Origin of the sequence: Mesorhizobium sp. M0808, assembly GCF_040320025.1 — a bacterium.
In the GTDB taxonomy this organism is placed as follows: domain Bacteria; phylum Pseudomonadota; class Alphaproteobacteria; order Rhizobiales; family Rhizobiaceae; genus Mesorhizobium.
In genome coordinates, this window is sequence record NZ_JAMYOX010000006.1 from 108857 (window position 1) to 133081 (window position 24225).

The 24225-nt window shown below is 62.3% G+C and carries 27 protein-coding genes and 1 tRNA gene; 10 read left to right on the plus strand and 18 right to left on the minus strand.

Going from position 1 to position 24225, the window contains the following annotated elements:
- Positions 1-5: 5 nt before the first annotated feature.
- From NKI25_RS10655 to NKI25_RS10675, 5 genes are read right to left on the minus strand one after another with little or no spacing between them, the layout of a single operon-like run.
- Complete coding sequence (locus tag NKI25_RS10655; RefSeq protein WP_023675518.1) at positions 6-1457, minus strand: hydrogenase 4 subunit F; 1452 nt, start codon at positions 1455-1457, stop codon at positions 6-8.
- On the minus strand, positions 1454-2116 hold the full coding sequence (locus tag NKI25_RS10660; protein WP_023675519.1) for a hydrogenase-4 component E: 663 nt from the start codon (positions 2114-2116) through the stop codon (positions 1454-1456). The genes NKI25_RS10655 and NKI25_RS10660 overlap by 4 nt, the downstream gene beginning before the upstream one ends.
- Complete coding sequence (locus NKI25_RS10665) at positions 2116-3072, minus strand: respiratory chain complex I subunit 1 family protein (RefSeq protein WP_352568057.1); 957 nt, start codon at positions 3070-3072, stop codon at positions 2116-2118. Before NKI25_RS10665 ends, NKI25_RS10660 begins: the two co-directional genes overlap by 1 nt.
- A complete protein-coding gene (hyfB, locus tag NKI25_RS10670) occupies positions 3063-5084 on the minus strand; it encodes a hydrogenase 4 subunit B (protein ID WP_502896717.1) in 2022 nt (673 codons plus the stop codon). Before hyfB ends, NKI25_RS10665 begins: the two co-directional genes overlap by 10 nt.
- Entirely contained in the window at positions 5081-5395 is a 315-nt protein-coding gene (locus tag NKI25_RS10675; protein ID WP_023675522.1) for a helix-turn-helix domain-containing protein, read from the minus strand. The genes hyfB and NKI25_RS10675 overlap by 4 nt, the downstream gene beginning before the upstream one ends.
- Positions 5396-5604: 209 nt before the next feature.
- Here NKI25_RS10675 and NKI25_RS10680 point away from each other — a divergent pair, with 209 nt between their 5' ends.
- On the plus strand, positions 5605-6075 hold the full coding sequence (locus NKI25_RS10680; protein WP_352568056.1) for a hypothetical protein: 471 nt from the start codon (positions 5605-5607) through the stop codon (positions 6073-6075).
- On the opposite strand, the gene NKI25_RS10685 is transcribed toward NKI25_RS10680, so the two are convergent.
- Positions 6070-6146: transfer RNA gene (locus tag NKI25_RS10685), tRNA-Met, on the minus strand. The genes NKI25_RS10680 and NKI25_RS10685 overlap by 6 nt on opposite strands.
- Before the next feature lie 236 nt (positions 6147-6382).
- On the opposite strand from NKI25_RS10685, the gene NKI25_RS10690 reads away from it, so the two are divergent.
- On the plus strand, positions 6383-7357 hold the full coding sequence (locus tag NKI25_RS10690; protein WP_352452922.1) for a Gfo/Idh/MocA family protein: 975 nt from the start codon (positions 6383-6385) through the stop codon (positions 7355-7357).
- 13 nt (positions 7358-7370) lie between these two features.
- Here NKI25_RS10690 and mnmA read toward each other — a convergent pair whose 3' ends face one another.
- The gene (gene mnmA / locus NKI25_RS10695; protein ID WP_023679564.1) at positions 7371-8561 is read right to left on the minus strand and encodes a tRNA 2-thiouridine(34) synthase MnmA; all 1191 of its coding nucleotides are present in this window, start codon (positions 8559-8561) and stop codon (positions 7371-7373) included.
- Positions 8562-8822: 261 nt separating this feature from the next.
- On the opposite strand from mnmA, the gene sciP reads away from it, so the two are divergent.
- On the plus strand, positions 8823-9098 hold the full coding sequence (gene sciP, locus NKI25_RS10700) for a CtrA inhibitor SciP (protein ID WP_023679563.1): 276 nt from the start codon (positions 8823-8825) through the stop codon (positions 9096-9098).
- A 57-nt stretch (positions 9099-9155) separates the two neighbouring features.
- On the opposite strand, the gene NKI25_RS10705 is transcribed toward sciP, so the two are convergent.
- Positions 9156-10082 carry an NADP-dependent oxidoreductase gene (locus NKI25_RS10705; protein WP_352568055.1) on the minus strand — a complete coding sequence of 309 codons (927 nt, stop codon included), beginning with the start codon at positions 10080-10082 and terminating at the stop codon, positions 9156-9158.
- Positions 10083-10175: 93 nt separating this feature from the next.
- On the opposite strand from NKI25_RS10705, the gene NKI25_RS10710 reads away from it, so the two are divergent.
- Positions 10176-10571 carry a winged helix-turn-helix transcriptional regulator gene (locus tag NKI25_RS10710; RefSeq protein ID WP_352568054.1) on the plus strand — a complete coding sequence of 132 codons (396 nt, stop codon included), beginning with the start codon at positions 10176-10178 and terminating at the stop codon, positions 10569-10571.
- Positions 10572-10633: 62 nt separating this feature from the next.
- On the opposite strand, the gene NKI25_RS10715 is transcribed toward NKI25_RS10710, so the two are convergent.
- Positions 10634-11011: a flagellar export protein FliJ gene (locus NKI25_RS10715; protein WP_023719275.1), complete on the minus strand. Its 378-nt coding sequence runs from the start codon at positions 11009-11011 to the stop codon at positions 10634-10636.
- 450 nt (positions 11012-11461) lie between these two features.
- On the opposite strand from NKI25_RS10715, the gene ctrA reads away from it, so the two are divergent.
- Positions 11462-12157, plus strand: a complete 696-nt coding sequence (gene ctrA / locus NKI25_RS10720) for a response regulator transcription factor CtrA (RefSeq protein WP_006203583.1) — start codon at positions 11462-11464, stop codon at positions 12155-12157.
- A gap of 104 nt (positions 12158-12261) precedes the next feature.
- Here the strand turns inward: ctrA and NKI25_RS10725 are convergent, their stop codons facing one another.
- Together NKI25_RS10725 and chpT are read right to left on the minus strand one after the other, a co-directional pair.
- The gene (locus NKI25_RS10725) at positions 12262-12630 is read right to left on the minus strand and encodes a response regulator (RefSeq protein ID WP_352586705.1); all 369 of its coding nucleotides are present in this window, start codon (positions 12628-12630) and stop codon (positions 12262-12264) included.
- A gap of 238 nt (positions 12631-12868) precedes the next feature.
- Positions 12869-13498: a histidine phosphotransferase ChpT gene (gene chpT / locus NKI25_RS10730; RefSeq protein WP_023679558.1), complete on the minus strand. Its 630-nt coding sequence runs from the start codon at positions 13496-13498 to the stop codon at positions 12869-12871.
- A gap of 340 nt (positions 13499-13838) precedes the next feature.
- On the opposite strand from chpT, the gene NKI25_RS10735 reads away from it, so the two are divergent.
- On the plus strand, positions 13839-14420 hold the full coding sequence (locus tag NKI25_RS10735) for a DUF1134 domain-containing protein (protein ID WP_352664551.1): 582 nt from the start codon (positions 13839-13841) through the stop codon (positions 14418-14420).
- Positions 14421-14567: 147 nt separating this feature from the next.
- Positions 14568-15731, plus strand: coding sequence for a coiled-coil domain-containing protein (locus NKI25_RS10740; protein ID WP_352998419.1), 1164 nt, complete (start codon positions 14568-14570; stop codon positions 15729-15731).
- 37 nt (positions 15732-15768) lie between these two features.
- Here the strand turns inward: NKI25_RS10740 and NKI25_RS10745 are convergent, their stop codons facing one another.
- A complete protein-coding gene (locus NKI25_RS10745) occupies positions 15769-16566 on the minus strand; it encodes a TrmH family RNA methyltransferase (RefSeq protein WP_352998420.1) in 798 nt (265 codons plus the stop codon).
- Positions 16567-16879: 313 nt separating this feature from the next.
- Between NKI25_RS10745 and NKI25_RS10750 the strand changes: the two genes are divergently transcribed.
- Positions 16880-17884, plus strand: coding sequence for a L,D-transpeptidase family protein (locus NKI25_RS10750; RefSeq protein WP_352998421.1), 1005 nt, complete (start codon positions 16880-16882; stop codon positions 17882-17884).
- A gap of 89 nt (positions 17885-17973) precedes the next feature.
- On the opposite strand, the gene NKI25_RS10755 is transcribed toward NKI25_RS10750, so the two are convergent.
- From NKI25_RS10755 to NKI25_RS10770, 4 genes are all read right to left on the minus strand, one after another.
- Entirely contained in the window at positions 17974-18312 is a 339-nt protein-coding gene (locus NKI25_RS10755; protein ID WP_023679553.1) for an ArsR/SmtB family transcription factor, read from the minus strand.
- Between the two features lie 173 nt (positions 18313-18485).
- Positions 18486-19247 carry a HugZ family pyridoxamine 5'-phosphate oxidase gene (locus NKI25_RS10760; RefSeq protein ID WP_352998422.1) on the minus strand — a complete coding sequence of 254 codons (762 nt, stop codon included), beginning with the start codon at positions 19245-19247 and terminating at the stop codon, positions 18486-18488.
- A gap of 16 nt (positions 19248-19263) precedes the next feature.
- Positions 19264-20025, minus strand: a complete 762-nt coding sequence (locus NKI25_RS10765; protein ID WP_352837240.1) for a 3-hydroxyacyl-CoA dehydrogenase — start codon at positions 20023-20025, stop codon at positions 19264-19266.
- 63 nt (positions 20026-20088) lie between these two features.
- The gene (locus NKI25_RS10770) at positions 20089-20643 is read right to left on the minus strand and encodes a GNAT family N-acetyltransferase (protein ID WP_352998423.1); all 555 of its coding nucleotides are present in this window, start codon (positions 20641-20643) and stop codon (positions 20089-20091) included.
- A gap of 280 nt (positions 20644-20923) precedes the next feature.
- On the opposite strand from NKI25_RS10770, the gene NKI25_RS10775 reads away from it, so the two are divergent.
- The gene (locus NKI25_RS10775; RefSeq protein WP_352998424.1) at positions 20924-21913 is read left to right on the plus strand and encodes a glutathione S-transferase family protein; all 990 of its coding nucleotides are present in this window, start codon (positions 20924-20926) and stop codon (positions 21911-21913) included.
- A 1-nt stretch (position 21914) separates the two neighbouring features.
- On the opposite strand, the gene NKI25_RS10780 is transcribed toward NKI25_RS10775, so the two are convergent.
- Positions 21915-22412 (minus strand): NUDIX domain-containing protein, encoded by a 498-nt coding sequence (locus NKI25_RS10780; RefSeq protein ID WP_352998425.1) that lies wholly within the window; start codon positions 22410-22412, stop codon positions 21915-21917.
- 53 nt (positions 22413-22465) lie between these two features.
- Here NKI25_RS10780 and NKI25_RS10785 point away from each other — a divergent pair, with 53 nt between their 5' ends.
- A complete protein-coding gene (locus NKI25_RS10785; protein WP_352998479.1) occupies positions 22466-23398 on the plus strand; it encodes a metallophosphoesterase family protein in 933 nt (310 codons plus the stop codon).
- A gap of 75 nt (positions 23399-23473) precedes the next feature.
- Here the strand turns inward: NKI25_RS10785 and NKI25_RS10790 are convergent, their stop codons facing one another.
- Entirely contained in the window at positions 23474-24091 is a 618-nt protein-coding gene (locus NKI25_RS10790; protein ID WP_352998426.1) for a hypothetical protein, read from the minus strand.
- Positions 24092-24225: the final 134 nt, after the last annotated feature.

Below are 24225 nucleotides of genomic sequence, written 5' to 3' on the forward strand. Positions count from 1 at the left end.
TCTGCTCACCCCAGGATACTTGCGACGTGCTGGAACCATGTGACCAGCGGTGGCGGCAGATAGATGCCGGCGGCAAACACCAACGCCAAGTGGGAATACATCGGAATGTAGGACGCCTCGGCGGGTGCAGTGCTGCCGCGCGGTTCGCCGAAAGCGACGCCGGTCAGTCGAAGCAGCAGGGCGCCGAAAGCGAGCAGAATCCCGAAAACCAACGGCATCGCCAAAAGAGGGTGTCTTGCAAATGTCGAACTCACGACCAGGAATTCGCTCATGAAGATACCGAGCGGAGGGAGGCCGGCAATGGCAACGACGCCGATGACGAGCGCCCAGCCAAGGGCAGGATGTGTTTCCGTCAGTCCCCGGATTTCGGCGATGTTCTGTGTCCCCTTGACCTGGGCAATGTGGCCGACCGTGAAAAAGATCGCCGACTTGGTCAGGCTGTGCATGACCATGTGCAGCAGCCCGGCAAAATTGGCGAGCGGGCCTCCTATGCCGAAGGCGAACACGATGATGCCCATGTGCTCGATCGAGGAGTACGCGAACAGGCGTTTGATGTCGCGGCGGCGGTAGAGCATGAAGGCCGCGAAGACAAGCGACGTCAGTCCCATCGTGATCATCAATGGCCCAGGTGCGATCGCTTCCGGGCTTGCCGCGAGCAACAGCTTGAAGCGCAGCACGGCATAGAGTGCGACGTTTAACAGCAAGCCCGACAGCACTGCGGAAATCGGCGTTGGACCCTCAGCATGCGCGTCTGGCAGCCAGGCATGTAAGGGCGCAAGGCCGACCTTCGTCCCGTAGCCGAGCAGCAGAAAGATGAAGGCGACATTGAGCAGAGCCGGATCGAAGCGCGCGGCGTGAGCGATGAGCACCGTCCAGACCATCGCATTCGTCCCCTCGCCAACAACCGGCTGTGCAGCCATGTAGACGAGGATGGTGCCGAACAGTGCGAGCGCGATGCCGACGCTGCCCAGAATGAAATATTTCCAGGCTGCCTCCAGCGCTTCGTGCGTGCGGTAGATGCCGACCATGAGCACGGTGGTCAGCGTGGCAAGCTCCACCGCCACCCACATCAAGCCAATATTGTTCGACACGAACGCCAGGTTCATGCCGAACATCATGACCTGGTACATTGCGTGATAAAACCGCAAGTTCGGGACTGTCAGCCGCCCGCTCTCCAGTTCGTGGGCAATGTAGGAAGCGCTGAAGACGCTGGTGGTGAAGCCGACGAATGTGTTGAGCACGATGAAGACGATGTTGAGATCGTCGACGAGCAGATACTGCCCAGGCTGCGGGCGGTCGGTGACAAGAAGCGACAGGGCGGCGAGCAAGGTCAGCAAGCTCGCAGCGACATTGACGCCCGCCGATATCCGGTATTTCGGCAGCGCCGCCAGAAGTGCGGCCGCGAAGACCGGTATCAGCAAAATGGCGGCCACCGCATCGAGGGAAAACGCGGTCAACGGTGTTCTCCCCTGTAGTCGTCGAGCGCGCCGACATCCACCGAATCGAACCTCTCGCGGATGCGGAACAGGAAGACTCCGATGACGATGAAGGCGATAAGGATCGAGAAGGCGACACTGATCTCGACGACCAGAGGCATGCCCTTGGCCCCCGTGGCGGCGAGGACCAGACCGTTCTCGAGCGACATGAATCCGACAACTTGGCTGACGGCGTTGCGGCGGGTGACCATCACCAGCAGCCCCAGCAAAATGATGGACAGCGCGAAAGCCAGGTCCTCGCGGGCGAGGGGATCAGCCTCGGGAGTGACGCGCAGCATCAGGACCATGGACAGGGTCACCAGGCCTATCCCCGCAAGCATCGTCGTACCGATGCCGACGGCGGTCTCGACGTCACGATGGATGCCGAGCCGCTGAATGATGCGATGAAGCCCGACAGGAATGACGATCGCCTTGAAGACGAGGGCGATCGCCGCCGTGACGTAGAGATGATGCGCGTCCTGAATGTATGCCTGCCAAGCTACGGACAGGGCCAGCACGATTGCATGAAGCGCAAAAACGTTGATCAGAGCAAAGAGGCGATCCTGATACAGCATCATGAAACTGACCAGCACTAGGCCGCCGGCGAGCAGGTGAGCGATGTCGAAGGTGAGGCCGTTCATCAGAGGCTCCGCGAGACGAACAGCAGGAGCGTGCCAAGCAGGGCCAGCATCAGCGCTGCCCCGAGGAAATCCGGGACGCGGAAGACGCGCATCTTGGCGATGGCAGTCTCAAACACGGCGAGGAGAACGCCACATACGGCAAGCTTGCCAAAATAGGCGACGACACCCGGAGCAAGGGATTCCAGTCCTGCCCCGGCGCTCGCCAGGCCCCAAGGTAGGAAGACGCAGGAAATCAGCGACACATAGAGCAGAAGCTTGAGGAAGGCGGCAAACTCGATCATCGCCAGATGGCGACCGGAATATTCCAGCACCATCGCCTCATGAACCATGGTGAGTTCCAGATGGGTCGATGGGTTGTCCACGGGTATGCGGGCGTTTTCGGCGATCGCCACCATCACGAGGGCGATGAGCGACATCCCGAGCGACACCCGCAAGCCAACCTCCGGTGACCCCATGAAGGCGGCGACCGTTGAGAGTTGCGTAGCACCCGCGACGAGCGCCAGGCTGAACACGATGAGCAGCATGGCGGGTTCGGCCAGCGAAGCGATCATCACCTCGCGGCTCGAGCCGATGCCGCCGAAGCTCGTGCCGACGTCCATGCCTGCCAGCGCCAGGAAGAACCGGGCGCTTCCCAGCAGTGCGACAATGGCTATGAGATCGGCGGTCCAACTGAATGTAAGGCCGGCGGCGAATGTCGGGATGAGCGCCGCGCCGACCCAGGTGGTGGCAAAGATCAGATAGGGCGTCACGCGAAACAGCCAGGATGCGTTGTCCGCCAGAACGACTTCCTTGCGCATCAGCCGCAAGAGATCGCGGTAAGGTTGGATCAGGGAAGGACCCTGGCGGCGCAAGAGCCGTGCCTTCACCTTGCGCACGAATCCGGTCAGGAGCGGCGCCAGCAAAAGCACCAGCGCCATCTGCGCGCCTTGAACGGCCAACTCGAGAATCACGGCCATAGTGCGAGCACCAGGAGCAGGACAATGAGAAAGAGAAAGACGAGGGTCAGGTAGCGCCTGATCGTCAGGAACTGCAGATGGTTGAGGTGGTCGGTCGCAAAGTCGAGGGCCCGGCCGATAGGCAGGTACAGCGTCTCCCAGATCACATCATGCATTTCGACATTCAGACGAGCCGGACCGGTCTCGCCAGGTGCCGGCATTTCGACGGTTTCCCTTGCACGGAATACGAACGTGCCGAAGACGCGGCGGATAGGCTGCGCGAAGCTGACGGCCGTGTACTGCGAGCTCGGGACCACATCCGGGAAGCCACAACCCCAGGCGGGACCCCGACGGAGTGCATGTGATGCAAAGCGATGGATCACATATGCCGCAGCGGATGCGGAAAAGGCGATGAACAGGAACACCAACAGGCCGTTGTAGGAACTGCGGCTCGCTGCAATCGGCACGATAGACAGCCAGGGCTGGGCCATCTGCACAGGCATCCGACTGCCGATCAGTGGCAGTGTCACCGATGAGAGGCCGTCTATCACAAGACCGGGCAGAATGCCGGCCAGGAGACAAAGGGCAGCGAGAATGAACAATGCCGCCAGCGAGTAGCGGTCGACCTCATGCGCCAGTTCCACCGCGGCCGAGCGTGGCCGGCCGAGGAATGTAATCCCGAACGCCTTTACAAAGCAGGCCGCGGCCAGTGCCGCTGACAGCGCCAGCAGACCGCCAACGGCGGGCACCATGACCTTCAGTCCCCATTGTGGCAGATCGGGGCTCTGCAATATGGCCTGAAAGGCCAGCCATTCGGAGACGAAGCCGTTGAAGGGTGGAAGTGCCGAGATCGCGACGCAACCGACGAGAAAGGCAAAACTTGTAAAGGGCATGCGGTGGATGAGACCGCCCAGCTTCTCCATATCCCGCTCTCCGGTTGCCGTCAGAACGGCGCCCGCGCCGAAAAACAGCAGGCTCTTGAAAAAGGAATGGTTGAGGACGTGGAACAGCGCGGCGGTGAGGGCCAGCGCTGCAGCCGATGGCATGGCGTTCGCCTTGAAAGCGAGCGCGAGACCAAGGCTTACGAAGATGACGCCGATGTTTTCAATGGTGCTATAGGCAAGCAGTCGCTTCAGGTCCTTTTCCATCAGCGCGTAGAGGATGCCGAGAACCGCCGTCAGGCCGCCAAGGAAAAGCACGGCAACGCCCGACCACCATGCCGGCTCACCGAGCAGATCGAAAATAACGCGTATGAAGCCATAGACTGCGACCTTGGTCATCACGCCGCTCATGAGAGCCGAGACGTGGCTTGGCGCGGCCGGATGAGCGAGTGGCAGCCAAACGTGAAGCGGGACGAGTCCAGCCTTGGAGCCGGCGCCCAGCAGCATGAGAACCAGGACGAAAGCAGCGGCGAACGGGGTCGGGTCGGCGGCTCGCATCGCGTCGAATGTGTAGGTTCCATCGGATCCGGCGAGCAGGCCGAACGCAAGCAGCAGCGCGAGTGTGCCGAAGCTCGCCATCACGAGATAGATGTAGCCCGCCCGCGCATTGTCCTGCTCGCGATGGTGCGCCATGACGAGCGCCCAGGAGGCGAGCGACATGAATTCCCAAGAAAGCAGGAAAGTGAAGGCGTCGTCGGCCACCACGACAAGGTTCATTCCGGCTAGGAAAGCCGGGAAGAACGGCAGCACCCGATGCGGCGCAGACTCATGCCTGCCGTAGCCGAGGCCATAAAGGCTGGCCATGGAGCCGCCGAAGTTGACGACGATGAGGAAGAAAGTCGAGAGCGCATCCAAACGGAAATGAGCGCCAATCCATGGCAATCCAAGAGGCAACACCACAGTCGACGGGGTGACGGGATTGTCGGCGATGCGGCTCGCGAGAACCATGAGCACGGCCGCCGATATACCTAGCGTCAAGCCGTAGATCAGGCGTGTTCCCGAGTCGGATCTGCGGCTTTCCGCAATCGCAAGCACCGCAGTCCCCAGGAGCGCAGCGACGCCCCACAGGAGGACCGCGGCCCCCGAAATCACGCCACGCTCCTCACGGGGAGTTTGGCATCCGTATCGACCCCGCCAAGGATTTTGGCGGGGTCAAAATCCGCTTTCAGTCGCACGCCGCGCCCGCCGATTTGGCTGGAGGCGCCTTCAGCGATCAATTCCACGCCGGCGAGGTCAAGTGCCCCGATCAGCTTCATGAGAGAATCGACGTTACCCCGAATAATCGACTCGCTGGCTTCCATGCGTTGAATTGTCGGCACGGAAAGACCGGACAATTCGGCAAGCCTGCGCTGGTCGATGCCAAGGAGCGCCCTCGCGGCACGCAACTGTGGAGCAGTTATCACGGTCGCATCCCCCTTTTTGATCAGCTTTGAGATATTATCTCTACGTCTTGCAGCATATATTAAAATGCGGCGCATTCAATTAGTGATGCGTGGCGCATCTGTCTTGAGGCTGTAGAAAACCGGGCGATACGCCCTGCGCCTCGAACCAAAGCCATGCGGCCGTTCCCGTCACTGCCAGTCTTGTCGCCAGCCGTCTCGGATTGCGCGTGATGGCGCCGGCGATGGGCCTTATCTCGGCCGGCCACTCGATTGGAGCCGCCGCGGGCTACAGGCCTTTTCAGGATCCGACCGGCACCTGGACCGTCAATGATGCTCGTACCGGGCGGCCCGCCGAGATGGGCAGCCGAACCATCGTTGGAATGAACCAGCACGATCCCGAGGAACTCGCCGATCTCCTCAACGGGCTGAATGCACAAAGGCAATCTGGTTCTGCGGACGGAATTTCTGAAGAAAGCGTAGGAGAGCCACCGCTGCGATGGGATGTTGTCTCGAGGCTTGTACGGGAGTGCAATCTAGAGCACCGAAACGTCATGGCCCTCGCAGCTATCGGATCGCCCTGTCTTGAGAGAAGCGCCCTGCTGCAAAACCGGGTGTCAAAATTGCAAAATCGCGCGACCCGCTACATGAGACGACTGGCACCGTACATCTCTATGTATCTGATTTTTCTTGGAATTTGGTAGCGGGAGAGGGACTTGAACCCCCGACCCCAGGATTATGATTCCCGTGCTCTAACCAACTGAGCTACCCCGCCAAGGCGGCGAAGGCCCGAAATCCAGCTTAAATCGGCAGGCATATCGGCGCGTTCGCCAAGGTCGCGCGGATATAAGGTTGCGAGGCCAAGCCTGTCAAGCATCGAAGTGGCTGCCGCGCCGGCATATTGCTGGCGCCTAAAGCTTTGCCGGGCAGACATTTGGGCGCACAGGCCGGGGTTGAGTTCAGCGAGGCACGTCGCTATGTCTCGGCCACGAAAGCCATGGTCATGAATTGATGAAACCGCGCATTGCAGTCCTCGGTTGCGGATACTGGGGCAGCAACCACATCCGCACCCTAAAGGCGCTCGGCGCGCTGCATGCGGTTTCGGACGTCAACCCCGCGCGTGCGGAGGGTTTTGCCAGCGAGCAGGATTGCCTGGCGATAGAGCCGGAGGCGCTGTTTGCCCGCGACGATGTCGACGCCATTGTCATGGCGCTGCCGCCGCAGTTCCATGCCGACATGGCGGTGCGCGCCGTGCTCGGCGGCAAGGACGTGCTGGTGGAGAAGCCGATCGCGCTGACGGTGGCCGATGCCGAACGCTCGGTGCAGGCGGCCGCCGATAATGGCCGTGTCTTCATGGTCGGCCACGTGCTGCGCTTTCATCCCGCCTTCGAGACGCTGAAGGCGCTGATCGACAATGGCGAACTCGGCGAAGTCCGCTACATCCATTCGCATCGGCTCGGCCTCGGCAAGTTCCACACCGAAAACGACGCGCTATGGGATCTGGCGCCGCACGATCTGTCGATGATCCTGGCCATCACCGGCACCGAACCGGTCGAAGTGCGCGGCGAAGGCGCTGCTCTTCTCGACAATCTCAGCGACTTTGCGCATCTGCACATGCGCTTTCCCAACGGCCTGCGCGGCCATCTGTTCGCCTCGCGGCTCAACCCTTACCGCGAACGGCGGCTGACCGTTGTCGGCACCAAGGCGATGGCGGTGTTCGACGATGTCGAGCCGTGGGAGCGCAAGCTTGCCGTCTATCGCCACGCGGTGTGGCAGGACAGCGGCCAATGGGCGTTCACCGCCAACGAGCCGTCCTATGTCGCGGTCGGTGAGGGCATGCCGCTGACGCGCGAGCTGGAGCATTTCATCCACTGCATCGAGACGCGGGCCGAACCGCGCACCAGCGGCGAGGAGGCCATCCGCGTGCTGCGCATCCTGACCGCCGGCACCGTCGCCCATACAAGGCCCGCCCATACAAGGCCCTAAAAGAAAACGCCGTCTATTCGGCGGGAACCCGCGCCGGCTGGACGGCAAGCCGCGTCAGCATCGCCTCGGCCTCGGCGCCGCGCTCGGAGCGCTCGATGAAGCCGCCGCCGAACACGCGCGCCTCGTTGCCATCGTCGGAATAGAGCACGCAAGCCTGACCGGGCGCGATGCCGGATTCGCCGTCGACCAGTTCCACCGAAGTGACACCGGCGCGGTGATGCAGCACGGCCGGGCGCGGCGGCCGCGTCGAGCGCACCTTGGCGAAAAGCTCAAGCCCGGCCGCCGGGATAGCGGTCAGCGGGCCATCGCCCAGCCAGTTCATGTTGCGCAAGAAGATCTTGTGGGTCTCCAGCGCCTCGCGCGGGCCGACGACGACGCGGGCCCGGTCGGCGTCGAGATGAACGACGTAGAGCGGCTCGCCCGAGGCGATGCCGATGCCGCGGCGCTGACCGACGGTGTAGCGCAAAATGCCCTCGTGGCGGCCAAGCACGCGCCCGTCTATATGGACGATGTCGCCCGGATTGGCGGCAGCCGGCTTCAGCTTGGCGATGATGTCGGAATATTTGCCCTGCGGCACGAAGCAGATGTCCTGGCTGTCCTGCTTGGCCGCAACCGTCAGTCCCATCTCCTCGGCGATGGCGCGAACCTCAGGCTTCGACAGGCCGCCGAGCGGAAAACGCAGATAGTCGATCTGCGCCTGGGTGGTGGCGAACAGGAAGTAGCTCTGGTCGCGGTCGGCGTCGACCGGCCGGTAAAGCGCGCGGTGGGCGCCATTGGCGCCGGAACGGATGTAGTGGCCGGTCGCCAGCGCGTCGGCGCCGAGTTCCTTGGCGGTCGCAAGAAGGTCGGCGAATTTCACCGTCTGATTGCAGGAAACGCAAGGGATCGGCGTTTCGCCGGCGACATAGCTCTCGGCGAACGGGTCGATCACCGCCTTGCGGAAGCGCTCCTCGTAATCGAGGACGTAATGCGGGATGCCGAGCGTCTCGGAGACGCGGCGGGCATCGTCGATGTCCTGGCCGGCGCAGCATGAGCCGGCCCGGTGCGTCGCCGCGCCGTGGTCATAAAGCTGCAGCGTGACGCCGACGACGTCGTAGCCCTCGCGCTTCAGGAGGCCGGCAACGACCGACGAATCGACACCGCCCGACATGGCGACGACGACGCGGGTGTTTTCGGGGCGTCCGGGAAGATCGAGGCTGTTCATGGTTCTTTCGTTCTGCGCGGCGCTTCAATGCCAATGGCCGGAATATAGGTCAAGCGTCTCGGCTGCGCCAGCTTTGCCGGACCGGCTCATTTTTCCTGCCGGGTTCAATGCGCTTGCCGGCAGATGTTTCAAATGCCGATGAAAAGGCTAACGCCGCGTTCATGATCCTTACCTAACCATTAGGGTCTGCTTAGGCAAATTTTAAAGCTGTGGCGGTAATGTGGTGGGGATTGGGTCTTTGAGTTTTTTGTAGAGAGTACGATGACCGATCTAATTAGACCGCGAGTCAAATATGTTATCGGGCCAGACGGCAGCCCACTTACCATCGCCGATCTGCCGCCGACAAACACACGTCGCTGGGTTATCCGGCGCAAGGCGGAAGTGGTGGCGGCGGTGCGTGGCGGGCTTTTGAGCCTCGAAGAGGCATGCCAGCGCTACAAGCTCACCACCGAGGAATTCCTGTCCTGGCAAGCGTCGATCGACGAATACGGCCTTGCCGGCCTGCGCACCACGCGCATCCAGCAATACCGGCATTAGGCCGATAAGGGCGCTGATCAGCGCCCTTACGTTTGCGAGGGGCGACGATCTGCAATTTCAGACCGTCAGCACCACCTTGCCGATCGGCCTGGTGGCGAGAAAGGCATGGGCGGCACCGGCCTGTTCGAGCGGAAACGCCTTTGCCACGTGGACGGCCAGCTTTTTCGCGTCGATCAATTTGCCGAGCTCCACCAGAGCGGCACGGTCGGGCACTACGGACATGCGCTCGACGCGGATGCCTCGCGTCCTGGCCTTTGCCTTGGTGGCATCGCTGACATCGAGCAGCGACACCAGAACGCCGCCGGCCGTGAGCACTTTCAGTGATTGCTCCGCATGCACGCCGCCGAACGGGTCCAGAACCAGATCGATGTCGCGGGCCTTCCCGGTGAAATCATCCCTTGTGTAGTCGATCACCTCGTCGGCGCCGAGCGAGCGGACGAAATCGAGCTTTTCCGGGCTGGCGGTCGCGACGACGTGAGCGTCGTGCGCCTTGGCGATCTGCACCGCCAGATGGCCGACGCCGCCGGCTCCGGCGTGGATCAGCACGCGCTTGCCAGAATCGAGCCGGCCATGGCGGACAAGGCCTTGCCAGGCCGTCAGGCCGGCCAGCGGCAGCGCGGCGGCTTGCGCGTGATCTATGCCTTCAGGTTTCGGCGCAAGCTCATCAGCCGGGACAGCGGCGAGTTCGGCGTAGGCTGCCGCCTGTTTGGGAAAGCGCGTCATGCCGAACACGGCATCGCCGACCTTGAGGCCGGAGACGCCGGAGCCCAGCGCCTCGACAACTCCCGAAACGTCCCAGCCAAGGACAAAAGGCGGCTCGCCGAGCAGCGGATAGTGGCCGCCGCGCACCGCACCATCGACCGGATTGATGCCGGCCGCCTCGATGCGGACGAGCACTTCGCCGGCCTCGGGTGATGGCGCGGGGCGATCGGCAATGACGAGGACGTCGGGTCCGCCGAAGGAATTCTGGATAATGGCACGCATGGAAGGCTCTCCTGCTGGTTTTGATGTACCACTATCATTTGGATAGTTACATTCTCTTGTCTAGTATGTACCTTTTTGATATATACGCACCTCATGGATAGTGAAGATGTTTCCCCTTTCGGCTATGACGCCTTTCGGCGGTCGTGCCCGTCACACGCCGTGCTCGAGACGCTCGCCAGCAAATGGGTCTACCTGGTGATCTGTGCGCTGCGCCGCGGCCGGCTCCGCAACGGCGAATTGGCGCGCAAGCTCGAAGGCATCACGCCGAAAATGCTGGCGCAGACGCTGCGTATCCTCGAACGCGACGGCCTTGTGCGGCGCGAAATCTTCCCGGTCATTCCGCCGCGGGTCGAATACGAGCTGACCGAACTTGGCCAGAACCTGGCAGGACTGCTCAATCAGATCAGAGCCTGGTCGGAGCAGCATGTGCCCGACATCAAAAATGCGCGCGCACGGGCGGCGGAACAGCAAGAAGATCTGGATGCCTGAGGCGGGCACAGTTCGGTGCGCAGCAATAGCGCGCAAGCGCGACGCGCGTTAAAGTCTTGTTTTCAGCCGATCATGGCGCTGCGGCCGCCGGCTTCCGTGTCGCGCGCCTTGGTGTCGCGCGATTCCAGCATCTCGGCCTTGGAAAGCTCCGCTTCGGCTTCGCTCAACAATGATTCGGCGACATTTCGCTGCTGGGCGAGGTCGCTTTGCGAATTTCTAAGGTTGTCGCGGCGCAGGCGTGCCGCCTTGGCGAAGGTCGGATAAGCAAAATGATTGATGTCGGTGATGCCGGCCTTCTTCTCTTCGGCGGCGATCTGAAGTTCCAGCTCGACGGCCATGCGCTCGAATTCGGCGATCATCATGTCGAGCTGCAGCAGTTGCCGCCGCTTCTCGCTCACCTGAAATTGCTTCAGCCGAACGAGGTTTTCACGTGACTTCATGATTCGGTACTCCCGGAAACGCACACCTGCACATATCGTCCAATTCACCCGGCAAGGCCCAGGCTTGACCCGTTTCCACCGGCTTTCCCCGAACTATGGGAAACAAACTCCTAAAGTTTTTTGCCGGCGGTAACCATTCGTTTACGGGCATTGTTAATCATACGGCTCAGGACTTAAGGGCGGGTAAAAATTCTGCTTCTCGTCGCGAAACCTGGCCAACGAGTCCGAAGAGTCACTTAGTCTGGCTTATTAATGTGCCGCATTAACGGTTGGGTCTGTGATTCGTTATTGGATTCAACAAGGTGTAGAAAGGGGTTAAAAAATCTGATACCGTCACGGACGGGGAATTAGGTTTTATTAACCATTCGATGGCAGCCTCTGCTCAGGGCAATCACTGCTCCGGTCCTGGACGGGTCGTGAAATGGTCCGGCAGCAGAAAAGGGGAATGAAATGCGCGTTCTGCTGATAGAAGACGACAGTGCAACCGCACAAAGCATCGAGCTGATGCTGAAATCAGAAAGTTTCAATGTCTATACGACCGACCTTGGTGAAGAGGGTGTCGATCTAGGCAAGCTTTATGATTACGACATCATTCTCCTCGACCTCAATCTCCCCGACATGTCGGGCTACGAAGTGTTGAGAACACTCCGCCTTTCCAAGGTGAAGACGCCGATCCTCATCCTCTCCGGCATGGCCGGCATCGAGGACAAGGTGCGCGGCCTCGGCTTCGGCGCCGACGATTACATGACCAAGCCCTTCCACAAGGACGAACTGGTCGCCCGCATCCATGCCATCGTGCGGCGTTCCAAGGGCCATGCCCAGTCGGTCATCACCACCGGCGACCTGGTGGTCAATCTCGACGCCAAGACCGTTGAAGTCGGTGGCCAGCGCGTCCATCTGACCGGCAAGGAATATCAGATGCTGGAACTGCTCTCGCTGCGCAAGGGCACCACGCTGACCAAGGAAATGTTCCTCAACCATCTCTATGGCGGCATGGATGAGCCGGAGCTGAAGATCATCGACGTCTTCATCTGCAAGCTGCGCAAGAAGCTCGACGCCGCGTCTGGCGGGCAGAATTACATCGAGACCGTCTGGGGCCGCGGCTATGTGCTGCGTGAGCCTGAAGATATCCGGGTCAGCGCCTGAACTGAGGGCATGATCCCAAAGTGGGCGCCGTTTTTCGGAAAACAACGCAGTAAAACAATAAGATAGAGCTCATCCCGATTTCATCGAGATTGAACAGGCTCTGATCAGGCGGCAATCTTCAAGGCGCGGAAGCACTCGAGCAGTTGCGGCCGGTTGAACGGCTTCAGCAGGTAGCCCTGGGCGCCGGCGCGCTTTGCCCGCATGATCGCCCCGACGTCGACCTCGACCAGCGAAATCAAAACCTGCGGCGCTACCGGGCTTTCCATGGCGCGCACGCGGCGGATGAGGTCCTGCGCCTGCATGTCCGGCAAGGCGCCGTCGACGACGATGATATCAGGCATGTCGACCGCGCACATCTCGATCGCCTCATGGCCGCTGGCGGCTTCGATCACCATCATGCCGGAACCGCCCAGGATACGCCTTGCAACCTTCCTGATGACGCTCGAATTGTCGACGAACATGCAGCGTTTCATTCCCGGACCCTCTTTGCCATGCGGCAAACCGACAGCGTCGTGGCATCTGCCGGGGAACATAGGCCGATCTGGTAAAGAAGCCGAAAAGCCGTTAGGTAAAATTTTCCTGAAGGTGTTTTAAGTGAAATCTTCTTTCGAAATGCTTCACGCAATTAATCTGCAAGCCGGTCTCACAGATGTTAAGACGACGCCGCAAATATGATTTGGAGAAAATACTTTCGCGGCTCTTAGCAGAACTTCAGACTGCAGAAAGGACGATCTCGTCGGCGGTCGCATGGATCGAAATCGTCATGTTGGCTTCGCGGGCCAGGAGCAGCGTGTAATAGGGCTGCACCGAATGCGCGTCGATCGGCTCTTCCGGCCTGTGGCCGGAATGCAATTCCAGGAATTTGGGCGGCACGCGCAGCATCGGGCCGCTCGCCGCGAGCGCAAAGCGCGGCTCGGTCTCGAGGTTCTCCAGCGTGACCACCAGCCTGCCGCCGCGCGGAATGGCGGCGTTAGCGACGAGGATGAGATTGAGCAGCAGCTTGACCTTGTTCTTGGGCAACAGTGCGCGGGTTCCGTTCCAGATCAGTTCCGGCTTCTCGTTCTTCAGGAAGGCGATGGCCACGGCCTCGGCGTCCCCGGTGTCGATCAGCATGCCGGCGGAACCGGCGGCGCCGAAGGCGATGCGGGCGAATTGCAGGCGGGCGGAGGCGTTTTTGGCGCTTTGGCGGATCAGCTTCATGGCGTCTTCGTCGGCGCCGCCTTCGTCGAGCAGCTCAAGCCCGTTGTTTATGGCGCCGACCGGCGAAATGATGTCGTGGCAGACCCGGCTGCACAGCAGCGCTGCCAGATCGGGTGCGGAAAGAGTGAAAAGCTCGGCCATCGGCAAAAATCCCTGCAAATTTCACAACACAATGACCGGGCGATCATGATCACGCCTGTCCACACGAATCACGCTCTCTCCCAAGCATTCTGAATACACAGCGCTTGTGCGTGCAGCAACAAATCCGAAATCATGATTGTCGAAAATGGCGTGTTCACGCAGCAAGGTGCTGCGCGGGCGATATGAAAACAGCCTTCGAACCGCCATCTTCATGTGGGAGTTTAATGGTTGAAAAAGGATTACGGCATAGTTTGCCCCTAACAGTCATCCTTAACGGCCGCCAAAGAGCCGTACGGGTGCGAGGCGTCGGCGAAAGTGCTCCCTGACGGAGATTGGAAGCATGGTTTCCCGATTCTACGACCGGACTTTTTTCCGTGTCATCTCAATGACGATCGCGCTCATCGGCCTTGTCGCTTTTTCGGCATCGGCCGCGCGGGCGCAGGAATACACCGCGCAGGAGATCGTCGATTCCGGTCATAAATTCTTCGGCGCGACGTCGGGCGGGCTCGCCACCGTCGTCGAGAAGATTTTCGCCACCTATGGCCTGCCGAACGGCTATCTGCTCGGCGAAGAGGGGTCCGGGGCGCTGATCGGTGGCCTGACCTATGGCGAAGGCACGCTCTACACCAAGAATGCCGGCGACCACAAAGTGTTCTGGCAAGGCCCGTCGCTCGGCTGGGATTTCGGCGGCGAGGGCTCGCGCGTCATGATGCTGGTCTACAATCTCGACGATGTGAGCAGCCTCTATAATCGTTTTGGCGGCGTCGCCGGCTCCGCCTATGTCATCGCCGGCGTCGGTTTCAACGTGCTGAAGAACAACAATGTGCTGCTCGTGCCGATCCGTACCGGCGTCGGCGCCCGTCTCGGCGTCAATCTCGGCTACCTCAAGCTCACCCAGCGCGCGACCTGGAATCCGTTCTGACCTGCATGATGGCGCCACTGCGATTGGACCTGTGATCCCACGGTCTGAGCTTTGCCGCGGCATACTCTTGCCGTGGCGCCGGATTTCCGTCATGCGAAGATGGCAAAGTCGACCTTTGGCGATTGCCATGCACAACGGATAGTCATCTTGGTCCAGTCGATCCTGTTCTTTGTCCTCGGCTTTCTCTGCGCGGGCTTTCTGGCGCTGATGATTGCTCCGGCCGTGTGGCGGCGGGCGGTGGCGCTGACGCGCAAGCGCGTCGAGGGCTCGATGCCGTTGACGCTGGCCGAGATCCAGGCGGACAAGGATCGCATTCGCGCCGAGTTCGCCGTTTCGGTGCGCCGGCTTGAAATGACCGTCAAATCATTGCGCGAGAAGGCCGCCGAACAGCTGGTCGAGATCGGCCGCGACCGCGAAGCCCTGAAGGAATTGGCGGCCGAGCGACAGGACAAGAACCGGGTCGTCGCCGATCTTACAGCCAGGGGCGAGGAGCTTCGCAAGCGCGATGAGCAGCTGCAGCAGCTGTCGGAACGGCTTGCGGAGACCGAGCGCGCGCTCGAAAAGCGCGGGCTCGAACTGCGGAAACTGGAGCACATGTATGACGACGCCAGTTTTTCATCCAGCAGCCGGCAGATCGAGCTGGTGGCGCGCGAATCCGAGTTGCAGAAGTTGGCAAGCGACATTTCGCTGCTGCGCGGCCAGCGCAAGGAGGCGGACAGGCGCAGCCAGGAATTGGCAGCCGAGAGCAAGGTTTTGCGGGACGCGCTGAAGGCCGAAAAGAAAAGAACCGGCGACCTCGAAAAGAAAGTCGAACGCCTGCTCGCCTCGCTGGCCGATCGCGAGGACAGGCTGGAGCGCCGCGAGAAGGAACTGGTGCGCCTTCGCGAAAAGCCGAAAGGCGCTGAAAGGACGCCTGCGGTGGGTCTTGCCGGCGTGCCAGGCAGTCAGGTCAATGTGGCCGCCAACGGCGACATCGAAAAGACAACCGCCAAGCTCGACGCCGACCGCGAGCGGCTGGAGGCCAGGCTGACGTCGCTGACACGCGAGAACAGGCGGCTGAAGACAGATCTTGCTGCCGTCGAAACGTCGAAATCGCGGACCGGAGACGATACCGGCAGCGCCAGCGCGGCATTGCGTGAAGAGATGAACGATCTGGCGGCGCAAGTCGTGGCCTTGACGGCAAAGCTCGACGGGCCGGATTCACCGATCGCCCGGGCGCTTGCAGCGCCTGAGAATACGCGGCCGGGGAGCGGCGGACGCAGCCTTGCCGATCGGGTGCGGGCGCTGCAGAAGGCCGCTTCGACCGACTGAGATTCCGCAAGCGCGAGCGGGACGCCCCGGCTCTAAATTAAGCTCCGGAAAAATAATGCAGTGCGATGGCTGACGCGGCGGCGACGTTCAGGCTGTCGAAACCCTGCGCCATACCGATCCGCAGCGTCTGCAGGCGGGCAAGCAGGCTTTCTGGCAGGCCTTCGCCCTCGGTGCCGAGATAGAGCGCCAGCCGGCCGTTTCTCTTGGCATCGCGAATATCGATCTGCCCGCGCGGCGACAAGGCGAATTGGCTGAAGCCTTGCCGGTCGAGCATTGCGGTGCAGCCGGCGGTATCGGCAAAGCAGGCGAAGGGGACTTTCAAGGCCGCGCCCACCGAGACGCGGATTGCCTTGCGGTACAGCGGATCGCAGCAGGTCGGATCGAGAAGCACGGCATCCGCGCCAAAGGCGGCGGCATTGCGGAAGATCGATCCCATATTGTCATGATTGGCGATGCCGACCAGCACCACGATCAGCGCGCGGGCGGGCAGTGCGCCGAGCAAAGCTTCAGCGGAGACGGCCGCGCCCTTGCGGCCGATCGCCAATATGCCGCGATGCATGTGGAATCCGGCAATCCTGTCCACGACTTCGCCGGAAGCGACATAGATCGGAAGCCGGGCAGGCGCTTTGCGCAGGACGTCATCGAGGCCGGCCAGCCGGTTCTCGAGCACCAGCACCGATTCTGCCTCGAAGCGACGGGCGGCAAGCAGCGTGTCGAGCACCACCTTGCCTTCGGCGACGAAACGGCCCTGCCGGCCGGCAAGATCGCGTTCCCGGATGTCGAGATAGGCGGCGACGCGAGGATCCTGCGGGTCGTCTATGCGGATCGGATTCATGGCTTCCTCGGCGGACCCTGGCGTCGGCCGCGAATCGGGATTCGGATTCGGAAGGCATGATGCCGGATCCGAAGCTCTGACCGTATCTCAGCGTCCAAATGGATGCACGCCGTTCTAACGGTCAAATCCAATCACCAGGCGCCGGGCGGAGACGCCCTGCCTGGCCCTCCTGGCGGCACGGCGATATTTGATTTCCGCGGCACGGCTCTTCGGCCAAGCCGCTTCAATGCAGAATTTCGATGGGCGAAGGAACCACACAGGGCCATGCCGCGTCATAGAGGCGGGCTCCTGCTGCGGTCTTGGGAGGACATCGATGATCAGGCTCCTCCTCGTCTTTGCCGCCACGCTTGCCCTCGCATGCGGCGTGGCTCGCGCGGCCAAGCTCGATCCAGCCACCGTCAATCAGGTCCAATTCACCATCGGCGAACCGAAGGGCGTCGATCCGATGCTGCTGAAGGCACAGATCCTTCTGGATCGCGCCCGCTTCTCGCCGGGCCTCATCGACGGCCGCCTTTCCCAGAACTTCGCCAAAGCCGTCGCCGCGTTTCAGGCGGCAAACGGACTTCCGCCCGATGGCAAGCTCGATCCACAGACCTGGAGCAAACTCATCGCAACCTCCGCCAAGCCGGTGCTGGTGACCTATGAGGTGATGCGCAAGGATGTGCGTGGACCGTTCACCCGGCGTATTCCCGCCCGCTTGGAGAGGATGGCCCGCTTGCGGCGGCTCGGCTACCGCAATGCGGTGGAGAGGTTGGCTGAGCGCTTCCACGTCAGCGAACAATTGCTGCGAATGCTCAATCCGGGCACCAGCCTCAGGAAACCAGGCAGGACGTTGGTTGTGCCTGATGTCAGCAGGGGCGACCCTCCCGCCGGCGTTGCCGCCGTCGAGGTCGACAAGGGCGCCCGCTTGGTGCGTGTGCTCGACCGTGCCGGCAAATGGCTGGCGGTCTACCCCGCCTCGATTGGGAGCGAGGAGAAGCCGGCGCCAAGCGGCATGGCGGAGGTCAGGCGCGTGGTGCACAACCCTACCTATCACTACGATCCGGACTTCGCTTTCAAGGGGGTCAAGACCAAGCAGCCCTTCACCATCGCTGCCGGGCCGAACAATCCCGTGGGATCAGTCTGGATCGATCTCTCCATCGAAAGCTACGGCATCCACGGCGCACCCGAACCGGGCAAGATCGGCACGACCTTTTCGCATGGCTGCATCCGGTTGACCAATTGGGATGCCGAAGACCTTGCCTCCATGGTGCAGCCGGGCACGAATGTCGAGTTCAAGGACGAGATTGCGCAGGCCGCGGACGAGCGCGTTCAATAGCAAGCCTGACTTGGCAGCAAAGCGGACTTGGCAGCAAGGCGGACTTGGCAGCAAAGCGGATTTCGCGGGGCGTTCTCCGCTCCGGCCGCTCAGGTCCCGGCGCGACGCAGCCGGTGAGCCATCTGCGACAGTTCACCTTCGCCGAAAATGCCGTCCAGCATGTGCAGCAATTCGCGCACCGCCGCGGACTTGCAGGAATAATAGATCATTTGCCGGTCGCGGCGGGTCTCGACAAGGTCGGAAGCCCTCAGCTTGGCCAGATGCTGTGACAGGGCGGATTGGCTGAGCGACACCTTCTCGGCTATGGCGCCGACCGACATCTCGCCCTCGGCCAGATAGCTCATGATCAACAAACGTTTTTCGTTGCCCATCAGCGTCAGAAACGCAGCCGCGGTTCCGGCGTTGGCGACTAGTTTGTTCGAGACCATAGATCCCCCATGCCTTCTTGCTCATCCGCCGCTATGGGGGCAATAGCGTCGGATTCCATAGACTTTCCCTATAGATGCACGCCAGCGATTCAGCGTCACTCGCAAAGGTAGAACATTTCGCTCAAATCTCAAGGCTTGCTTTCCATGCAAGCCGATTAACCGCGCGGCTGTGATTAATTTGCCGATCGGGCAGCCTTGGCCATGTCGACCAGGACAGGCCTGAGGTCGCGCGCCGCTCTCAGCGGCTCGGGGAAGAAAACCCGACAGACATTGTCGCCCGATATGAGATCCATCCCGTCGGCGTCGAACCCGGTGACGATCCAGCCGTCACTCTCGGCCCCGCCGAAATGACTTGCGTAGAGGGCAATCGCATCGAGATGGTCGGCGTTCATGTGGTCGACCGCCGATTGCTCCCCGGCGGCAAGCTCTTCGACGATCGCTCCCGTCGCGACCAGATCGGTGCGGTCGAGCAGATAGGCCTTGCCGAAGCCGCCGTTCAGGCTGGCGCGCTCCGGTTCGAGCCGGAAGATCGAGAAGTCGCCGAGCCCGGCATAGAGTTTTGCCTTGGGGTTGCGGTTGAGGTAGCGCCGCTCGGCGCGGGCGTGTTCGTTCGATCCGCGTTCGAGCCGCACGGCGCGGCAGACGAGCGTCAATCGCGGATGCGCCAGCGGATCGCCCTTGCCGGGTTCGCCGACGAGCAACGAGCAGCGCGGGTCGGCAAGGATGGCGCCGGTATGGGCGGACAGCATCGATACCAGGATCAATGGCGTGCCGTCGATGTCTGTGGCGACGCCGACCCGGCTGGCCAGCGGCGAACCGGTTCCTGGTTCGAGCACTGCCAACGCGCCGAAACGGGCGCTGCGGATCAGCGTCTTTGCCAGCCTGATCGCCTCGGTATCGGTCGCGCGGATCACGTCTTTCCTGGGTTCGTCCAAGGCATCACCGTCGCATTTATTTCGGCGCCATGCGGATGGCGCCGTCGAGGCGAATGGTCTCGCCGTTGAGCATCTGGTTCTCGATGATGTGCAAGGCAAGTGCCGCGTATTCCGAAGGCTCGCCCAAACGGGAAGGGAAGGGCACAGCGGCGCCGAGCGAATCCTGCACCTCCTGCGGCATGCCGGCCATCATCGGCGTCCTGAAGATGCCGGGGGCGATGGTGCAGACGCGAATGCCGGAGCGGGCGAGATCGCGCGCCACCGGCAGCGTCATACCGACGACACCGGCCTTGGAGGCGGAATAGGCGGCCTGACCGATCTGGCCGTCATAGGCCGCGACCGACGCGGTGTTGACGATGACGCCGCGCTCGCCGCCCTGCAGCGGCTCGAGCCTGGCGATCCGGTCGGCAACCAAGCGAATCATATTGAAGGTGCCGACCAGATTGACCTCGATCACCTTGCGGTATTGATCGAGCGGATGCGGTCCGTCCTTGCCGATCGTCTTCATGCCGACAACGATGCCGGCGCAATTGACCAGGATGCGCGGTGCGCCGAGCGTCTCTGCCGCTTCCGCGACTGCGGCGGCACCACTCTCGGCGTCGCTCACATCGCATCGGACGGCGATGCCGCCGATGTCAGCCGCCACCTTGGCCGCACGCTCGATGCCGAGATCGAGGACGGCAACCCTGGCGCCGCCGGCGGCAAGAGCGCGCGCCGTCGCCTCGCCAAGGCCGGAGCCGCCGCCGGTGACGATCGCAATCTGGCCGTTCGGGTTCATCTCGACGTCCTCCTCCGTGCCCAGCCTACGCCGCCAAGCCACCATGCGACAGCACCGGCACGGTCATGCCATGGCGGCGATGTGCGCGGCAATCCTTGCCTGGTCGGCGTGGCAAACCTCGCCCGCCAGCCTTGCCACCGCGCCCGGCACGATCTCGTGCCCCAAAAGCCGGTCGGGATCGACCGGACGTGGCATCGAGATCTGCCCGCGCGGCAGCCTCTTGAAGCCGAGCGGTCCGTAATAGGGTTCGTCGCCGACCAGCATCACCGCCGGTGCGCCGGCCTTGGCGGCGGCTTCCAGCGCGATTGCCACTAGCTTGCGGCCGATGCCGAGATTTTTGAAGGCCGGCTGCACGGCGAGCGGCCCGAGCATCAGCGCGCGGCCGGCACCGGCGGCGATGCGCGTCATCCGTACCGAGGCGACGACGGTTGCGCCGTCGACGGCCACGAATGACAAAGCGCGTTCGTGCGGGCCAGCTTGGCGGATCCTGTAGGCGGCGAGCACGAAACGACCTGGCCCGAAGGCCTCGTCATTGATGGCTTCGATTTCAGGATCGTGCGCCGGAGTTTCCGGCAGGTATTTCACGTCGGCCAGGTATTTCAAGTCGGCAAGGCTCATGGTCTTTGCGTTCCGGTATGCGAGGAAAGGTTTGCTGCAAGCGGCAGCGTTCGCCAGTCAGCGCTTCATCAAGCGCGGGCGCTCTTTCGTCGTCGGTCGAACCGGATCATGGCAAAGTCGAACATGCGGATGTCCGCTAGCACCAATTTTCAGCCGCCGCAATCGGCCGGCGCAGCCGACCGCACTCGACGACGCAGCCGTTGACGATCTGTTCAGCATCGGGGATTTCCGCGGCGCCGCTTGGTGCCCTACATCGGGTAGGAACGCGAAAGGATATTGCATGGGATTGCTAGTCGAAGGCCAATGGCAGGACCGCCGGTACGATAGCGGGGAGAGCGGCGGCAAATTCGTGCGCGCGCAGTCGCAGTGGCGCGACTGGGTGACCCGCGACGGCGCGCCGGCCGAAGGGCGAAAACGCGGCTTCAAGGCCGAGCCCGGCCGCTACCACCTCTATGTCTCGCTCGCCTGCCCGTGGGCGCATCGGACGTTGATCTTTCGCGTGCTCAAAAAACTCGAGGACGTGATTTCCGTCTCGGTCGTCCATCATTTCATGGGCGACGACGGCTGGACGTTCCTGGCCGAGGACGGCGCCACCGGCGACACGCTCTACGGCCTCGATTTCCTGCACCAGATCTACACCAGGGCCGATCCCGGCTATTCGGGCCGGGTCACCGTTCCCGTGCTGTGGGACAAACGCGAGCAGACCATCGTTTCCAACGAATCCTCCGAGATCATCCGCATGCTCAATTCGGCCTTCGACGAATGGGGCGATGCCAAGCTCGATTTTTATCCGCAACCGTTGCGCGGCGAGATCGATGCGGTCAATGCGCTGGTCTATCCCGCGGTCAACAACGGCGTCTACCGTGCCGGCTTCGCCACCACGCAGGCAGCCTACGAGGAGGCGTTCGGCGAATTGTTCTCGGCGCTCGACATGCTGGAGGACCGTCTGTCAAAGCAGCGCTATCTCGTCGGCGGCCGCATCACCGAGGCGGACTGGCGGCTGTTTACGACACTGGCCCGCTTCGACCCGGTCTATGTCGGCCATTTCAAGTGCAATCTGCGCCGCATCGGCGACTATCCGAACCTTTCGAATTACCTGCGCGACCTCTACCAGGTGCCGGGCGTCGCCGGCACGGTGAATTTGCACCACATCAAGTTGCATTATTACGGCAGCCACGAGACGATCAACCCGACGCGCATCGTGCCGGTCGGGCCAGAGCTCGACTATTCCGCGCCGCACGACCGCGCGCGCTTCAGGAAGGCTGCGTGATCTACCAGTAGGGCGATATCGCCGCGCCATCAAAAACTTCGGCAATCCGCCGCAGCGTCGCCGGTGTCGTGCCCTCCGGCAAGCGGTCGAACCGGAAGAAGCCGGCTTCGGCGATCTCGCGGTCGGGCAGCTTAGGGCTTGGCTGGTCGAACTCTTCGACCAGATAGAGGCCGACATGGTCGCGCCGGCTGGCGCGGTGGTTGAAATGCAGGGATTTCAGCACCGGCGGTCCAGTCAGCGCGATGTTGCCTTCCTCGAACAGTTCGCGCGTCAGCGCTTCGATCATCGTCTCGCCCAACTCGACGCCACCGCCGGGCAGGTGCCAGCCCGGGACATAGGTGTGGCGGATGAGGAAGACGGAATTGGAGCGGCGGTCGTGGATCAAGCCGCGCACGCCGAGCGTCATCGGCCGCCGCAGTACGAAGTACAGGTGAAACAGCCTTGCCCTGAAGCCCGGCCAGCCGGTCTGGCGCAGGGCTTGCTCCGGATCCGGCGTCATCGTCCGCGAAACCGTGAGTGGAAAGCCGCGCGCGGCTCGCCTATGAAGAAAAGATGTTCAGGCTCGCGCATATTTCCGATGTCCATCTGGGGCCGCTTCCCGATGTAACCTATCGCGATCTCGCCTCCAAGCGCGTGGTCGGTTACGTCAATTGGCAGCGCAACCGCCGCCGCTACATGCACGATGCCGTCATCGACACCATCGTCGCCGACATGAAGGCCAGCGGGCCGGACCATCTCACCATCACCGGTGACCTGGTCAATTTGGCGCTCGACGGTGAGCTCGAGATGGCCAAGCACTGGCTGGAGACGCTGGGCTCGCCCAATGACGTGTCGGTCGTGCCGGGAAACCATGATGCCTATGTGCCGGGCGCCTTCGACAAGACCTGCCGGTCCTGGGCAGCATGGATGACCGGCGACGGCGTCAATACGCCGGTCGACCGCAACACCTTTCCCTATTTGCGCGTACGCGGCAATGTTGCGTTGGTCGGCGTCTCGACGGCGCGCGCCACGGCTCCCTTCATGGCCAACGGCTTCTTTCTGGAAGGCCAGGCGGAAAGGCTGCGCGGCATCCTCGACGCCACGGGCAAGCAGGGCCTGTTCCGAGTGATCATGATCCACCACCCGCCGGTGCGCGGCGCCGTTTCGCAGAACAAGCGGCTGTTCGGCATCTCGCGCTTCCACAAGGTTCTTCACCGGCACGGCGCCGAGCTTGTGCTGCACGGCCATTCGCATGTGCCGTCGCTCTTCTTCGTCGGCGCCCGCAGGACCAAAATTCCGGTGGTCGGGGTCGCCGCCGCGGGGCAGGCGCCCGGCAGTTCGCATGCGCCGGCGCAATACAATCTGCTCGACATCGACGGTGAAAAGGACAAGTGGCGGATCAGGCTGACGCGCCGCGGCTTGACCGGGCCGGCATTGCCGCCCAGCGACCTGCAGACAATGGAGCTTGGCGTGGGGGCCGAGGCCACGCTTGCCGGGGCGCGGTGAACTCAGATGGGAGCGTCTCGCCGGTCGTCAGCCGCACTCGGCGACGCCAAGTGACATCCCTTGGCTGCAAATGCTTTAAAAGCTGATTTTCATCGCGACGATGCGGTCCCAGAACAGCACGAGCGAAATCGCCAGGCCGACCAGGGCGCCGGCGGCGATCAGGCCGAGGCCCGAGAAGAACGCCGACCAGCCGTTGCTGCGCCCAGCGACATGCAGCGGCGGCTCAGCCTCCGCCACCAGGGCGCGTTTCAGGCCGGCGACGGCTTGCTCGATGCCGCCTTCCATCATCCTCTGGCGTTCGACGACGCGCTCGGCGACATAGCGCGTCACCTGGTCGGCAACGACCTTCATCTCGGTCGACTCGGCGAGCACGACGCGGCCGATGCGCGTGTCCTTGAGAAAGCGGTAGGTGCGGCGGTCGCGTCCCATGGCGACATGGCTGATCGCGTCGATCCACAGCCGTGGCTGCAGGCCGGACGAGACGGCGAAGTCGAAACTGTCCATGTCGGTGGGTACGTCGCCGAAGACCGGCGCGAGTTCGGCGGCAAGCAGATCGAGCCGCATGCGATGCGCTTCGCGCATCTCGACGACGACGTCGTCGCGGTCGGCGAAGGCGTTCTTGACGTCGCGAATGGCATCGGACAGTTTTCGCGACTGATCGATCTGGGTGATGTTCTCGCCTGCGTCCTTCATCGGCGTTGCCTCGCGGGGTTTGGTTAACACCGAATTAACACAGCCGCCGGCAAATTGCACTTGCGAGATCGATGAGCGGGCAAGGGTTCGCTGGAGCAGCACCAGCGCCGCCGCCGTGCCTGCGCGAAGACCGA

What these genes read in the sequence shown, in the direction of transcription:
- NKI25_RS10660 (WP_023675519.1), bottom strand. Translation starts at nt 2,116, where the DNA reads ATGAACGGCCTCACCTTCGACATCGCTCACCTGCTCGCCGGCGGCCTA.
- NKI25_RS10665 (WP_352568057.1), bottom strand. Translation starts at nt 3,072, where the DNA reads ATGGCCGTGATTCTCGAGTTGGCCGTTCAAGGCGCGCAGATGGCGCTG.
- NKI25_RS10680 (WP_352568056.1), top strand. Translation starts at nt 5,605, where the DNA reads ATGGCGCCGGCGATGGGCCTTATCTCGGCCGGCCACTCGATTGGAGCC.
- NKI25_RS10690 (WP_352452922.1), top strand. Translation starts at nt 6,383, where the DNA reads ATGAAACCGCGCATTGCAGTCCTCGGTTGCGGATACTGGGGCAGCAAC.
- mnmA (WP_023679564.1), bottom strand. Translation starts at nt 8,561, where the DNA reads ATGAACAGCCTCGATCTTCCCGGACGCCCCGAAAACACCCGCGTCGTC.
- sciP (WP_023679563.1), top strand. Translation starts at nt 8,823, where the DNA reads ATGACCGATCTAATTAGACCGCGAGTCAAATATGTTATCGGGCCAGAC.
- NKI25_RS10705 (WP_352568055.1), bottom strand. Translation starts at nt 10,082, where the DNA reads ATGCGTGCCATTATCCAGAATTCCTTCGGCGGACCCGACGTCCTCGTC.
- NKI25_RS10710 (WP_352568054.1), top strand. Translation starts at nt 10,176, where the DNA reads ATGGATAGTGAAGATGTTTCCCCTTTCGGCTATGACGCCTTTCGGCGG.
- NKI25_RS10715 (WP_023719275.1), bottom strand. Translation starts at nt 11,011, where the DNA reads ATGAAGTCACGTGAAAACCTCGTTCGGCTGAAGCAATTTCAGGTGAGC.
- ctrA (WP_006203583.1), top strand. Translation starts at nt 11,462, where the DNA reads ATGCGCGTTCTGCTGATAGAAGACGACAGTGCAACCGCACAAAGCATC.
- NKI25_RS10725 (WP_352586705.1), bottom strand. Translation starts at nt 12,630, where the DNA reads ATGAAACGCTGCATGTTCGTCGACAATTCGAGCGTCATCAGGAAGGTT.
- chpT (WP_023679558.1), bottom strand. Translation starts at nt 13,498, where the DNA reads ATGGCCGAGCTTTTCACTCTTTCCGCACCCGATCTGGCAGCGCTGCTG.
- NKI25_RS10735 (WP_352664551.1), top strand. Translation starts at nt 13,839, where the DNA reads ATGGTTTCCCGATTCTACGACCGGACTTTTTTCCGTGTCATCTCAATG.
- NKI25_RS10745 (WP_352998420.1), bottom strand. Translation starts at nt 16,566, where the DNA reads ATGAATCCGATCCGCATAGACGACCCGCAGGATCCTCGCGTCGCCGCC.
- NKI25_RS10750 (WP_352998421.1), top strand. Translation starts at nt 16,880, where the DNA reads ATGATCAGGCTCCTCCTCGTCTTTGCCGCCACGCTTGCCCTCGCATGC.
- NKI25_RS10755 (WP_023679553.1), bottom strand. Translation starts at nt 18,312, where the DNA reads ATGGTCTCGAACAAACTAGTCGCCAACGCCGGAACCGCGGCTGCGTTT.
- NKI25_RS10765 (WP_352837240.1), bottom strand. Translation starts at nt 20,025, where the DNA reads ATGAACCCGAACGGCCAGATTGCGATCGTCACCGGCGGCGGCTCCGGC.
- NKI25_RS10770 (WP_352998423.1), bottom strand. Translation starts at nt 20,643, where the DNA reads ATGAGCCTTGCCGACTTGAAATACCTGGCCGACGTGAAATACCTGCCG.
- NKI25_RS10775 (WP_352998424.1), top strand. Translation starts at nt 20,924, where the DNA reads ATGGGATTGCTAGTCGAAGGCCAATGGCAGGACCGCCGGTACGATAGC.
- NKI25_RS10780 (WP_352998425.1), bottom strand. Translation starts at nt 22,412, where the DNA reads ATGACGCCGGATCCGGAGCAAGCCCTGCGCCAGACCGGCTGGCCGGGC.
- NKI25_RS10785 (WP_352998479.1), top strand. Translation starts at nt 22,466, where the DNA reads ATGTTCAGGCTCGCGCATATTTCCGATGTCCATCTGGGGCCGCTTCCC.
- NKI25_RS10790 (WP_352998426.1), bottom strand. Translation starts at nt 24,091, where the DNA reads ATGAAGGACGCAGGCGAGAACATCACCCAGATCGATCAGTCGCGAAAA.